The organism is Bacillus sp. LNXM65, assembly GCF_002998575.1.
Classification (GTDB): Bacteria; Bacillota; Bacilli; order Bacillales; family Bacillaceae; genus Bacillus.
The window spans coordinates 44,029-55,627 of sequence record NZ_PVRB01000012.1; the positions used below are offsets into that span (position 1 = coordinate 44,029).

Genomic DNA, 11,599 nt, shown 5'->3' on the forward strand with positions numbered 1-11,599 from the left:
TTCAAAGTGGTGATGAAGTTGTTACTCGTGATAGATGTAGGAAACACAAATACCGTTTTAGGTGTTTATCATAATGGCGATCTAAACTACCATTGGCGAATTGAAACAAGCCGTCATAAAACAGAAGACGAATTTGGTATGGCCATCAGGTCTTTATTTGATTATGTGGGGCTGATGTTTGATCAAATAGAAGGAATTATCATCTCGTCTGTTGTCCCGCCGATGATGTTTGCACTAGAAAGAATGTGCGAGAAGTACTTTCACTTAACACCCCAAATTGTAGGGCCTGGAATGAAGACTGGATTAAACATTATGTGTGACAATCCAAAGGAAGTCGGGGCTGATCGAATTGTGAATGCAGTAGCGGCGATTCACCTATATGGGGCACCTCTCATTGTGGTAGACTTTGGCACAGCGACAACCTATTGCTATATCAATGAACAAAAACAATACATGGGTGGGGCAATTGCACCTGGTATTACCATCTCAACAGAGGCTTTATATACAAGAGCGGCGAAGCTGCCGAGAATTGAAATTGTCCGTCCAGATCACATTGTTGGAAAAAACACCATTAGTGCGATGCAATCCGGCATCCTTTATGGATATGTTGGGCAAGTCGAGGGAATAGTGAAACGGATGAAGCAGCAAGCGAAACAAACACCGAAAGTCATTGCAACAGGCGGTTTGTCGACATTGATTGGAAATGAATCAGACTGCATTGATATTGTCGATCCGTTCTTAACATTAAAAGGACTTCAACTCATTTATGAGCGTAATCGTGTCGGTGTACTATAGGAGGTTTAAAATCGAATGGATTACTTAGTTAAAGCGTTAGCATATGACGGAAAAGTCCGAGCATATGCTGCAAACACAACAGATACAATCAATGAAGCACAAAGAAGACACCATACATGGCCAACAGCATCAGCAGCGATTGGGAGAACAATGACAGCTACAGTCATGATGGGTGCTATGCTGAAAGGCGAAAATAAGCTAACGGTCAAAATTGAAGGCGGTGGACCAATCGGTGCCATCATTGCTGATGGAAACGCAAAAGGTCAGGTGCGCGGATATGTCTCAAACCCACAAGTCCACTTTGACTTAAATGAACATGGCAAGCTGGATGTCAGACGTGCAGTCGGGACATCTGGAACGTTGAGTGTTGTCAAAGATATCGGACTGAAAGATCACTTTACAGGACAAACGGAGATCGTCTCAGGTGAAATTGGAGATGACTTCACTTATTATCTTGTCTCTTCTGAGCAAGTGCCTTCCTCTGTAGGCGTAGGGGTTCTGGTCAATCCAGATAACTCGATCCTTGCAGCAGGCGGTTTCATCATTCAATTGCTGCCTGGAACAGAAGATGCTGTCATCGAAAGACTAGAAAAGCAGCTCTCAACCATTGAACCCATTTCTAAACTCATTGAAAAAGGGATGACACCAGAAGAAATTTTAGAAGAAGTACTCGGAGAAAAACCTCAAATTTTAGAAACCGTACCTGTCGAATTCTCTTGTAACTGCTCAAAAGAACGTTTTGCTAATGGCATTATCAGCCTAGGGAAAGCCGAAATTGACGACATGATTGAACAAGACGGACAAGCAGAAGCTCAATGCCATTTTTGTAACGAAACGTATGTATTTACAAAAGAAGAGCTAGAAGAGCTACGTGAAGAAATAACCCGCTAAGCTCTAAGCAGCGGGTTTTCTTTTTAGAATGGAAAGGAGACGAAAAATGAGACTAAAAGCAAGAGTGGTATGGACATTTATCCTCGTGTTGCTTATGATCAATGCCGTTGTCATTGCATATGTATTAACAAAGTCGCAAATGTCACAGGCTTCTTCAAATGGGAAGAGCGGTGAAGAAATTGCGTCGATTGGAAAAGAGAAGGTGACGCGTCAAGAATGGTTAAAGAAGATGGAAGACCGCTATGGCAAGGCAACACTTGAGCAAATGATTAATCAGAAGGTGGTCAATCAGCTTGCGAAAGAAAACAAGCTTGAGGTGTCTTCAAAAGAGATCAATCGTGAATTGCTCATGCTTAAAGCGGTATCTAATAACTTCTACGAAGATGGACATACGAGTGAAAAGGAATGGAAAGAACAGATTCGTTATCAAATTTTATTAGAGCAGCTTTTAACGAGAGATGCTGTCGTTTCTGAAAAAGAAGCGAAATCCTTTTATGAAAAAAACAAGGACTTATATCAATATGATGATTCATACCGTATTCGTCATATCGTCGTGAAGACAAAAGGCGAAGCTGAAAATGTATTGAAGGATCTGAAAGGCGGATCTAGCTTCGAAGCGGTGTCAGCTGAACGCTCCATTGACCGCTACACCTCTCCATATGGCGGAGATCTTGGGTTTGTGACAGAAGAACAAGAAAGTATACCAGCCCTATACATACAGGAAGCTCAAAAGCTTCAGCCAGACGAATGGACAAAAGAACCGATCGAGACCAAAAACGGGTATGCCATTATTCAACTAAAAGAAAAATTAGATGGCCGCTCCTTCTCTTATGAAGAAGTCAAAGATCAGATCAAAAGGCAGATTGCCATGGAAGACCTAGGTGAAAAGGCGAATGTCAAAACCCTGTGGAAAGAAGCAAAAGTCACATGGTTTTACGATGGCGACCAGGACTAAAAGCATTGACAAAATTTTTTGAAATTGATAATTTAATATTAATACAATAAAATTACTCGGAGATAGAGGTGTTAGTGATGGCTCGTATTGCAAATTCAGTTTTTGAACTAATAGGAAATACACCAGTCGTTAAATTAAACCGTTTAGTAGATGAAGACAGTGCGGATGTCTACTTGAAACTTGAATATATGAACCCGGGCAGCAGTGTAAAAGATCGTATTGCGTTAGCGATGATCGAAGATGCTGAAGCGAAAGGTACTTTAAAAGCCGGCGACACGCTCATTGAACCAACAAGCGGAAACACAGGGATCGGTCTTGCGATGGTAGCGGCAGCTAAAGGAATTAACGCAATTCTAGTGATGCCAGACACAATGAGTCAGGAGCGCCGCAACCTTTTACGCGCTTATGGTGCAGAGCTTGTATTAACACCAGGTGCAGAAGGAATGAAAGGTGCCATTAAAAAGGCAGAAGAATTGGCAGAAGAGCATGGTTACTTCATGCCTCAACAATTTAGCAACGAAGCCAATGCGGAGATTCACCGTCGTACTACAGGAAAAGAAATTCTTGAACAGTTTGACGGCGAGCTTGATGCATTTATTGCAGGTGTTGGTACGGGCGGCACGATTACGGGTGCTGGTGAAGTCCTAAAAGAAGCCATCCCATCGATTCAGCTTTATGCGGTAGAGCCGACAGATTCTCCTGTATTATCAGGCGGAAAGCCAGGCCCGCATAAAATCCAAGGGATAGGAGCAGGTTTTATCCCTTCAATCTTGAACACGGAAGTATATGACGGTATTATCCAAGTGAAAAACGAAGATGCATTTGAGCTTGCAAGAAAAGCAGCGAAAGAGGAAGGGATCCTTGGCGGTATTTCTTCAGGAGCAGCTATTTACGCAGCACTTCAAACAGCGAAGAAGCTTGGTAAAGGGAAAAAGGTTCTGGCAATCATCCCAAGTAATGGGGAGCGTTATCTCAGTACACCTCTTTATCAATTCGATTAAACCAATTACCCCAGCATTTGCTGGGGTTTTTTTATGAAATCTGTAGATGGAAAGCAAATACTATTTTCTAAATAAATTGGATTGCATTACAATAAGATTAATGAAAATGAAAAAGGATGATAACATGACACAACGCAGGCCGATGGGCATCAAAATTCCTTTTACGAAAGATGCTTTCCTGAAAAGATACGAACAATTAACTGCTGGCGAAACACACCATGTTCTTCTTGAAAGTGCTCGCGGCGGTTCATACAGCATTGCTGGCATTGACCCGGTTGCTAAAGCGAAGGGGAAAGACGGGATGACAACCATCCATTATCAAGATGAGGTGCTGTTCAAAGAAGGCGATCCATTCAGAGCGTTTACGGATTGGTTCCAAACCCTTCAAACCGAAATGAATGAGGAATATCCTGATTTTCAAGGCGGGGCGATTGGATTTTTAAGCTATGATTATGCTAGATATATCGAACATTTTAAAATGCTGTCCATTGATGACCTGAAAACACCTGATCTTTATTTCCTCGTGTTTAATGATGTTGCGGTCTTTGATCATGAAGAAAACGTGCTGTGGCTGATCACTCACACAGAAGGAACGGAACCTGTGAGTGACACTCATCAAAGACTCGAAGATTTGAAGCGAAAGTGGACAAGCTCTTCAGAAGAATCAGCGCAATCTCTTGTTCATGAATCTTCTGCAGAATTTGTACCAGCAGCACCGTTTACCGAAGAAACCTTTGGAGAAGCAGTAGAGAAAATTAAGCAATATATCGCAAGCGGTGATGTGTTCCAAGTGAATTTATCCATCAGACAAGATGAACAGCTCCACACACATCCGTATGATTTATACAAAACGTTACGTCAAGTCAATCCATCTCCGTATATGTCTTATCTGCACACGCCTGATTTCCAGATTGTTTGTGGATCTCCAGAGCTGCTTATTAAGAAAAAGGGGAATCAATTAGAAACAAGACCGATTGCGGGTACAAGATCAAGAGGCAAAGACGACGCTGAGGATCAAGCGCTGGCAAAAGAGCTCATTGAAAATGAAAAAGAACGCGCAGAGCATGTGATGCTCGTGGATCTTGAGCGGAATGACCTTGGACGCGTGTCTACTTATGGCTCAGTAAAAGTGAACGAATTTATGGCGATTGAGAAATATTCACACGTGATGCACATTGTATCCAACGTACAAGGGGAACTGCGTAATGATTGTGATGCAGTAGATGTCATGAGAGCTGTATTCCCAGGCGGAACAATTACAGGTGCTCCAAAGGTGAGAACAATGGAAATCATAGAAGAGCTTGAGCCGACAAGGCGTGGGCTTTATACTGGATCTATAGGCTGGTTTGGATTCAATCAAGATATGCACTTTAACATCGTCATTCGTACGGCGTACTGCACTGAAGGCAAAGCCTTTATGCAGTCGGGTGCTGGGATCGTCATCGATTCTGTACCAAAGCACGAATACAAAGAATCGATTAAAAAAGCCTATGCAGTGAAAAAAGCATTACAGTTGAGCAAAGAAGAGACTATTTTGAGTTAGAGGTGAGCAGAGCATGATATTAATGATTGATAATTATGATTCATTTACGTACAACTTGGTCCAGTATTTAGGTGAGCTTGGAGAAGAATTGATCGTGAAACGGAATGATCAAGTAACCATTCAAGAAATCGAAGAACTCAAGCCGGATTTTCTCATGATTTCCCCGGGGCCATGCAGTCCAGATGAAGCGGGAATTAGTATGGAGGCGATCAAGCACTTTGCGGGAAGTATTCCGATCTTCGGTGTGTGTCTAGGTCATCAATCCATCGCGCAAGTTTTTGGCGGGGATGTCGTTCGTGCAGAGCGCTTAATGCACGGTAAAACGTCAGAGATTGCACATGACGGAAAAGGCGTCTTCACTGGTCTCCAAAATCCGCTTGTCGCAACGAGATATCATTCATTAATTGTCAAAAACGAGACGCTGCCGGAGTGCTTTGACGCAACAGCCAGCACAAAGGAAGGCGAGCTCATGGCCATTCGCCATAAAGAGCTGCCAATTGAAAGTGTACAGTTTCATCCTGAATCGATTATGACGTCCTTCGGAAAAGAAATGCTTAAAAATTTCATTGAAACCTATCGTAAAAAGGGGCATGAAGTAAACGCATGATCATTTATCTGAACGGTCAGTATATAGAGGAGAAAGACGCGACTCTTTCTCCTTTTGATCATGGTTTTCTATATGGCATCGGTGTATTCGAAACATTTACCAGCCTGGCAGGACAAGTCTTTCTGTTAGATTGGCACCTTGAAAGGCTCAATCAATCATTGCGTGACCTTTGCATCGAATCCACAATAGAGAAACCATTTGTACTCGACATTATTCATACCTTACTAAATAAAAACGAAATAGCCGGTGGACACGCGAGAATTCGCTTCAATGTTTCTGCGGGCAGGGGCAATGGATTTTCTGCAGATCCTTATGAAGAGCCTGTCGTGTTTGTCATGATCTCTCCATTCCGGCCCGAATCTGTTTTAGATGAGAAACAGGGAGTCATTCTTCAAACGAGGAGAAATACCCCGGAAGGTCCGAGGCGCCTTAAGTCTCACCATTATATGAACAACCTGCTGGCTAAAAGAGAAGTGGGAAATGATCCGAAATTAGAAGGTATCTTTTTAACAAAAGAAAATGATGTGGCAGAAGGAATTACTTCCAATGTATTTTGGCGAAAAGGCGATGTGATTTATACACCGTCACTTGATACAGGCATTTTAAATGGAGTCACTCGTCGATATTGTATCGAAACACTCCAAGCGATGGAGGCTTCACTAAAAGTAGGGCGATATACAGTCTCCCATTTGCTATCAGCTGATGAGGCATGGATGACCAATTCTGTTCAAGGGATTGTGCCTTTCAGAAGTATAGGGGAAATCTCCTTTCCTCAAAACAGCCGGATCTTCTCAACAAAATTGAGAACACAATATACAAAAGAACGTCTAGATCATTAAGAGTAGGTGGACACAATGACACAACAAGTGATAAAACAGCCTAAAATCATACAAGCCAAGCACCACGCCCTTAGTTATGAAGAAAAGACATTGGTCATGGGCATTTTAAATGTCACACCTGACTCTTTTTCAGATGGAGGAAAGTTTAATCAAGTGGATAAAGCGCTGGCTCATGCAGCACAGCTGATAGAAGACGGGGCGCATATGATTGATATTGGCGGAGAATCGACTCGCCCAGGAGCGGCATTTGTCTCAGAACAAGAGGAGCTTTCAAGAGTGATTCCTGTCATTGAAAAGATCACAAAACAATTGGATGTACCGATTTCCATTGATACGTATAAAGCCCATGTTGCAGATGAAGCGGTGAAAGCTGGAGCTTCCATCATTAATGATGTATGGGGAGCGAAGGCAGATCCTCAAATGGCGCATGTGGCAGCGAAGCACAATGTGCCGATTATTTTAATGCACAATCGGCCAGAGCGAAACTACACACATCTGATTTCAGATATGATCGCAGATTTGAAAGAAAGTGTTCAAATTGCAAAACAAGCGGGTGTCCGTGATGACATGATCATATTAGACCCAGGTGTAGGATTTGCGAAAAATAAAGAGGACAATCTCATGGTCATGAATGAGCTCGAACATTTTTGTCACCTTGGGTATCCACTGCTCTTAGCTACATCTCGAAAGCGATTCATCGGAGCTGTCTTAGACCTGCCGCCGGAAGAACGTACTGAAGGAACGGGAGCCACGGTCTGCCTTGGGATTCAAAAAGGCAGTGCGATGGTTCGTGTACATGATGTAAAAGAAATCGCAAGAATGGCAAAAATGATGGATGCCATGTTGAATAAGGGAGGCGCTTATCATCGATAAAGTATATGTAAATGGAATGGAATTTTACGGCTATCATGGCGTATTTGCAGAAGAAAATAAATTAGGACAGCGGTTCCGTGTGGATTTAACAGCTTCACTTGATTTAAGTAAAGCCGGACAAACTGATGACCTCAATGAGACCATTAATTATGCAGAGCTCTACCAAATCTGCAAAAGCATTGTAGAAGGTGAATCAGTCAACCTCGTTGAAACACTGACAGAAAGAATTGCGAACCAAGTGTTAAAGGACTTTCCGACAGTTCAGGAATGTACAGTAAAGGTAATCAAACCAGATCCGCCAATTCCAGGACACTATCAGTCCGTTGCAATTGAAATGACGAGATCACGCACATGAACAATACCGCATACATCGCTTTAGGTTCGAACATAGGTAAAAAGGAAACCTATTTAAAAGAAGCTGTCAAAAAACTGCACGAACATCCAGAGGTTCAAGTAGAATTGATCTCCTCTATATATGAAACAACACCTGTAGGTTACGAAAACCAAGATGACTTTTTAAATATGGCTGTGAAAATTTCCACTTCGCTTCGTCCAAATGAACTACTGGTGCTTACTCAGAAAATCGAGCAAGAGTTAGGCAGAACAAGAGAAGTGAGATGGGGACCGCGAACGGCTGACCTTGACATTTTACTTTATAATCGTGAAAATATTGAAACAGAACAGCTTGTAGTACCACATCCTAGAATGTACGAACGTTTATTCGTTCTTGTTCCGATGAGTGAGATTTGCCCAGGAATCGGCGAAGTACAAATAAATGCCGTAACAGACCAAGAAGGTGTAAGCATATGGAAAAAGACATGTGGGGTAGAAGAATTCGTGCATACCGAAAGCTAAAAGGGTATACTCAGGAAGGGTTCGCGAAAAGACTAGGCATCTCTGTCTCTGTCTTAGGAGAAATTGAGCGAGGCAATCGATTACCAACAAACCAATTGGTTGGTCAAATAGCAGATGCTTTAAATATAACGGTGGAAGAACTTTCGCCAATTCTTGAAGAAGGAAGGAGGGGAAATGATGTTTAAAATCGGAGATATCGACATTAATAACAAAGTGGTGCTCGCGCCTATGGCTGGTGTGTGCAACTCTGCCTTCAGACTGACAGTTAAAGAGTTTGGAGCGGGTTTAGTCTGCGCTGAAATGGTCAGTGACAAAGCGATCCTGATCAACAATGCAAGAACAATGGGTATGCTATACATTGATGAACGTGAAAAACCTTTGAGCCTTCAGATATTTGGAGGTGAAAAAGACACACTCGTTGAAGCAGCAAAGTTTGTAGACCAGAACACAACAGCGGACATTATTGATATTAACATGGGCTGTCCTGTACCGAAGATTACGAAATGTGATGCAGGAGCGAAATGGCTGCTTGATCCAAACAAGATTTATGAAATGGTCTCTGCTGTTGTAGATGCTGTAGATAAACCTGTTACGGTGAAAATGAGAATGGGCTGGGACGAAGATCATATCTTCGCTATCGACAATGCCCGTGCTGTTGAACGAGCAGGTGGACAAGCGGTTGCGCTTCACGGACGGACACGTGTGCAGATGTACGAAGGAACAGCGAATTGGGATATTATAAAAGAGGTCAAACAATCTGTTTCCATCCCTGTCATCGGCAATGGAGATGTCAAAACCCCTCAAGATGCAAAACGTATGCTTGATGAAACAGGTGTAGATGCTGTCATGATCGGAAGAGCCGCACTAGGAAACCCGTGGATGATCTATCGAACGGTTCATTATTTAGAAACGGGTGAACTAAAAGAAGAGCCAAATGTACGTGAGAAGATGTCAGTGTGCAAACTTCACTTAGACAGACTCATTGACCTAAAAGGCGAACACGTGGCTGTCAGAGAAATGAGAAAGCACGCAGCATGGTACTTAAAAGGTGTCCGAGGCAATGCGGACGTAAGAAATCAAATCAATCAAAGTGAAACGAGAGCGGAGCTAGTACAAGTTCTTGATGACTTTACGATCGAAGCCGAGGCAAAAGAGCTTCAAAGTATAAAAGTAGGATAAGACTATCTTTCTTTTTGTAGCTCACTGCTAGTGCATGTACTGGCAGTTTTTCTGCTTTTCTCTGCAAAATACATTATTGGAGTGATATAAATGAGTAATGAAGGGCTTAATAACGAAGAATTAAATGACCAATTCCAGGTCAGACGTGACAAAATGAATAAAATGAGAGAAGAGGGTATCGATCCATTCGGCGAACGATATGACCGTTCTCATCAATCCGCACAAATTATCGCTGAATATGATGAGTTTTCTAAAGAAGACTTAGAAGAAAAGTCTGCCCAAGTGACAATCGCTGGACGTATGATGACAAAGCGAGGAAAAGGGAAAGCTGGCTTTGCGCATATACAAGACTTAGAAGGACAAATTCAAATATACGTTCGTAAAGATAGTGTAGGAGAAGAAGCTTACGAGTTATTCAAAAGCTCAGACCTAGGCGATATCATCGGTGTAACAGGAATGGTATTTAAAACGAACGTTGGAGAACTTTCAATTAAAGCGACTAGCTTTGAGGTTCTCACAAAAGCACTTCGCCCGCTTCCTGATAAATATCATGGACTCAAAGATGTTGAACAACGTTATCGTCAGCGCTACCTTGACCTGATTGTAAATCCAGAAAGTAAGCAGACGTTCATCATGCGAAGCAAGATTATTCAATCCATGAGAAGATACTTAGATTCTAAAGGGTACCTAGAAGTTGAAACACCAACAATGCACAGCATCCCTGGTGGTGCATCAGCACGTCCTTTCATTACTCATCACAATGCACTGGATATGCCGCTTTATATGCGTATTGCGATTGAACTGCACTTAAAACGCTTGATTGTCGGTGGCCTAGAGAAAGTATACGAGATTGGCCGTGTATTCCGTAACGAAGGTGTATCAACTCGTCATAACCCAGAATTCACTATGATCGAGCTGTACGAAGCTTACGCAGATTACAAAGACATCATGAACCTAACTGAAAACCTGATTGCTCATATTGCCGAAGAGGTACTAGGAACAACCACTATTCAATATGGAGAAGATGAAATTGATCTCAAGCCTGAATGGAAGAGACTCCATATGGTTGAAGCGGTCAAAGAAGCAACTGGTGTAGACTTCTGGCAGGAGATGTCTGTTGAAGAAGCGAAGCAGTATGCCGCTGATCACGGAATTGAAATCACGAAAAACATGACAGTAGGTCATATCATCAATGAGTTCTTCGAGCAAAAAGTTGAAGAAACATTGGTTCAGCCTACATTTATTTACGGACACCCAGTGGAGATTTCTCCATTAGCTAAGAAAAATCCTGAAGACCCTCGCTTTACTGATCGCTTTGAACTATTTATCGTACGCCGCGAGCATGCTAATGCATTCACAGAGCTAAACGATCCAATCGATCAAAGAGAACGATTCGAAGCTCAATTAAAAGAACGTGAAGAAGGGAATGACGAAGCGCATCTAATGGATGACGATTTTGTTGAAGCATTAGAATATGGTATGCCTCCAACAGGCGGACTAGGAATCGGTATCGACCGGTTAATCATGCTATTAACAAATTCTCCATCAATCAGAGATGTACTGCTTTTCCCACAAATGAGAAACCGTTAATACATCAATCAAAGCGCCATTTTAACTATGGCGCTTTTTATTTTTCATAAAATGAAACTTTTTTTAAAAAAACTATTGCAAGGAAAGAATCAAGATGGTATATTATTATTCGTTGCCGCAAAACAGCAACGAGGTTAAAAAAGAAATTGAAAAAAGTTCTTGACTTTAACCGATACGAAATGTTAAGATATTAAAGTCGCTTACGAGCGATAATGAAAATGATCTTTGAAAACTAAACAAGACAAAACGTACCTGTTAATTCGAGTTTTTATAAAAAATTCCTATGATATATCATAGGTAGTCAGTCAAACTGGCGAAAAACAAAACTTCGGTTTTGTACTTTTTCGGAGAGTTTGATCCTGGCTCAGGACGAACGCTGGCGGCGTGCCTAATACATGCAAGTCGAGCGGACAGAAGGGAGCTTGCTCCCGGATGTTAGCGGCGGACGGGTGAGTAACACGTGGGTAACCT

Annotated in this window: 13 protein-coding genes and 1 rRNA gene; all 14 read left to right on the top strand. The window is 42.1% G+C overall.

Features of this window, described 5'->3' with window-relative positions; genetic code table 11:
• Positions 1-18: 18 nt before the first annotated feature.
• The gene (locus C6Y03_RS18415) at positions 19-795 is read left to right on the top strand and encodes a type III pantothenate kinase (RefSeq protein ID WP_060595364.1); all 777 of its coding nucleotides are present in this window, start codon (positions 19-21) and stop codon (positions 793-795) included.
• A gap of 15 nt (positions 796-810) precedes the next feature.
• Entirely contained in the window at positions 811-1,686 is an 876-nt protein-coding gene (gene hslO, locus C6Y03_RS18420; protein WP_106039742.1) for an Hsp33 family molecular chaperone HslO, read from the top strand.
• Positions 1,687-1,732: 46 nt separating this feature from the next.
• The gene (locus tag C6Y03_RS18425; RefSeq protein WP_106039743.1) at positions 1,733-2,641 is read left to right on the top strand and encodes a peptidyl-prolyl cis-trans isomerase; all 909 of its coding nucleotides are present in this window, start codon (positions 1,733-1,735) and stop codon (positions 2,639-2,641) included.
• Between the two features lie 77 nt (positions 2,642-2,718).
• Positions 2,719-3,642, top strand: a complete 924-nt coding sequence (cysK, locus tag C6Y03_RS18430) for a cysteine synthase A (RefSeq protein ID WP_012008673.1) — start codon at positions 2,719-2,721, stop codon at positions 3,640-3,642.
• 124 nt (positions 3,643-3,766) lie between these two features.
• The gene (gene pabB / locus C6Y03_RS18435) at positions 3,767-5,185 is read left to right on the top strand and encodes an aminodeoxychorismate synthase, component I (protein WP_106039746.1); all 1,419 of its coding nucleotides are present in this window, start codon (positions 3,767-3,769) and stop codon (positions 5,183-5,185) included.
• 13 nt (positions 5,186-5,198) lie between these two features.
• Positions 5,199-5,792, top strand: coding sequence for an aminodeoxychorismate/anthranilate synthase component II (pabA, locus tag C6Y03_RS18440; RefSeq protein ID WP_003217897.1), 594 nt, complete (start codon positions 5,199-5,201; stop codon positions 5,790-5,792).
• Complete coding sequence (gene pabC / locus C6Y03_RS18445; RefSeq protein ID WP_106039744.1) at positions 5,789-6,631, top strand: aminodeoxychorismate lyase; 843 nt, start codon at positions 5,789-5,791, stop codon at positions 6,629-6,631. Before pabA ends, pabC begins: the two co-directional genes overlap by 4 nt.
• A 15-nt stretch (positions 6,632-6,646) precedes the next feature.
• Positions 6,647-7,504, top strand: coding sequence for a dihydropteroate synthase (gene folP / locus C6Y03_RS18450; protein WP_106039745.1), 858 nt, complete (start codon positions 6,647-6,649; stop codon positions 7,502-7,504).
• On the top strand, positions 7,497-7,859 hold the full coding sequence (gene folB, locus C6Y03_RS18455) for a dihydroneopterin aldolase (protein WP_034665765.1): 363 nt from the start codon (positions 7,497-7,499) through the stop codon (positions 7,857-7,859). The genes folP and folB overlap by 8 nt, the downstream gene beginning before the upstream one ends.
• Positions 7,856-8,359: a 2-amino-4-hydroxy-6-hydroxymethyldihydropteridine diphosphokinase gene (folK, locus tag C6Y03_RS18460; protein WP_066031444.1), complete on the top strand. Its 504-nt coding sequence runs from the start codon at positions 7,856-7,858 to the stop codon at positions 8,357-8,359. Before folB ends, folK begins: the two co-directional genes overlap by 4 nt.
• Complete coding sequence (locus tag C6Y03_RS18465) at positions 8,311-8,544, top strand: helix-turn-helix domain-containing protein (protein WP_034665770.1); 234 nt, start codon at positions 8,311-8,313, stop codon at positions 8,542-8,544. The genes folK and C6Y03_RS18465 overlap by 49 nt, the downstream gene beginning before the upstream one ends.
• The gene (gene dusB / locus C6Y03_RS18470) at positions 8,537-9,538 is read left to right on the top strand and encodes a tRNA dihydrouridine synthase DusB (RefSeq protein WP_066031443.1); all 1,002 of its coding nucleotides are present in this window, start codon (positions 8,537-8,539) and stop codon (positions 9,536-9,538) included. Before C6Y03_RS18465 ends, dusB begins: the two co-directional genes overlap by 8 nt.
• 90 nt (positions 9,539-9,628) lie before the next feature.
• A complete protein-coding gene (gene lysS, locus C6Y03_RS18475) occupies positions 9,629-11,128 on the top strand; it encodes a lysine--tRNA ligase (RefSeq protein WP_106031948.1) in 1,500 nt (499 codons plus the stop codon).
• 341 nt (positions 11,129-11,469) lie between these two features.
• Positions 11,470-11,599, top strand: a 16S ribosomal RNA gene (locus C6Y03_RS18480); the annotation flags it as partial.

Coding starts and splice junctions, on each gene's coding strand:
- hslO (WP_106039742.1), top strand. CDS start 811: ATGGATTACTTAGTTAAAGCGTTAGCATATGACGGAAAAGTCCGAGCA.
- C6Y03_RS18425 (WP_106039743.1), top strand. CDS start 1,733: ATGAGACTAAAAGCAAGAGTGGTATGGACATTTATCCTCGTGTTGCTT.
- cysK (WP_012008673.1), top strand. CDS start 2,719: ATGGCTCGTATTGCAAATTCAGTTTTTGAACTAATAGGAAATACACCA.
- pabB (WP_106039746.1), top strand. CDS start 3,767: ATGACACAACGCAGGCCGATGGGCATCAAAATTCCTTTTACGAAAGAT.
- pabA (WP_003217897.1), top strand. CDS start 5,199: ATGATATTAATGATTGATAATTATGATTCATTTACGTACAACTTGGTC.
- pabC (WP_106039744.1), top strand. CDS start 5,789: ATGATCATTTATCTGAACGGTCAGTATATAGAGGAGAAAGACGCGACT.
- folP (WP_106039745.1), top strand. CDS start 6,647: ATGACACAACAAGTGATAAAACAGCCTAAAATCATACAAGCCAAGCAC.
- folK (WP_066031444.1), top strand. CDS start 7,856: ATGAACAATACCGCATACATCGCTTTAGGTTCGAACATAGGTAAAAAG.
- C6Y03_RS18465 (WP_034665770.1), top strand. CDS start 8,311: ATGGAAAAAGACATGTGGGGTAGAAGAATTCGTGCATACCGAAAGCTA.
- dusB (WP_066031443.1), top strand. CDS start 8,537: ATGTTTAAAATCGGAGATATCGACATTAATAACAAAGTGGTGCTCGCG.
- lysS (WP_106031948.1), top strand. CDS start 9,629: ATGAGTAATGAAGGGCTTAATAACGAAGAATTAAATGACCAATTCCAG.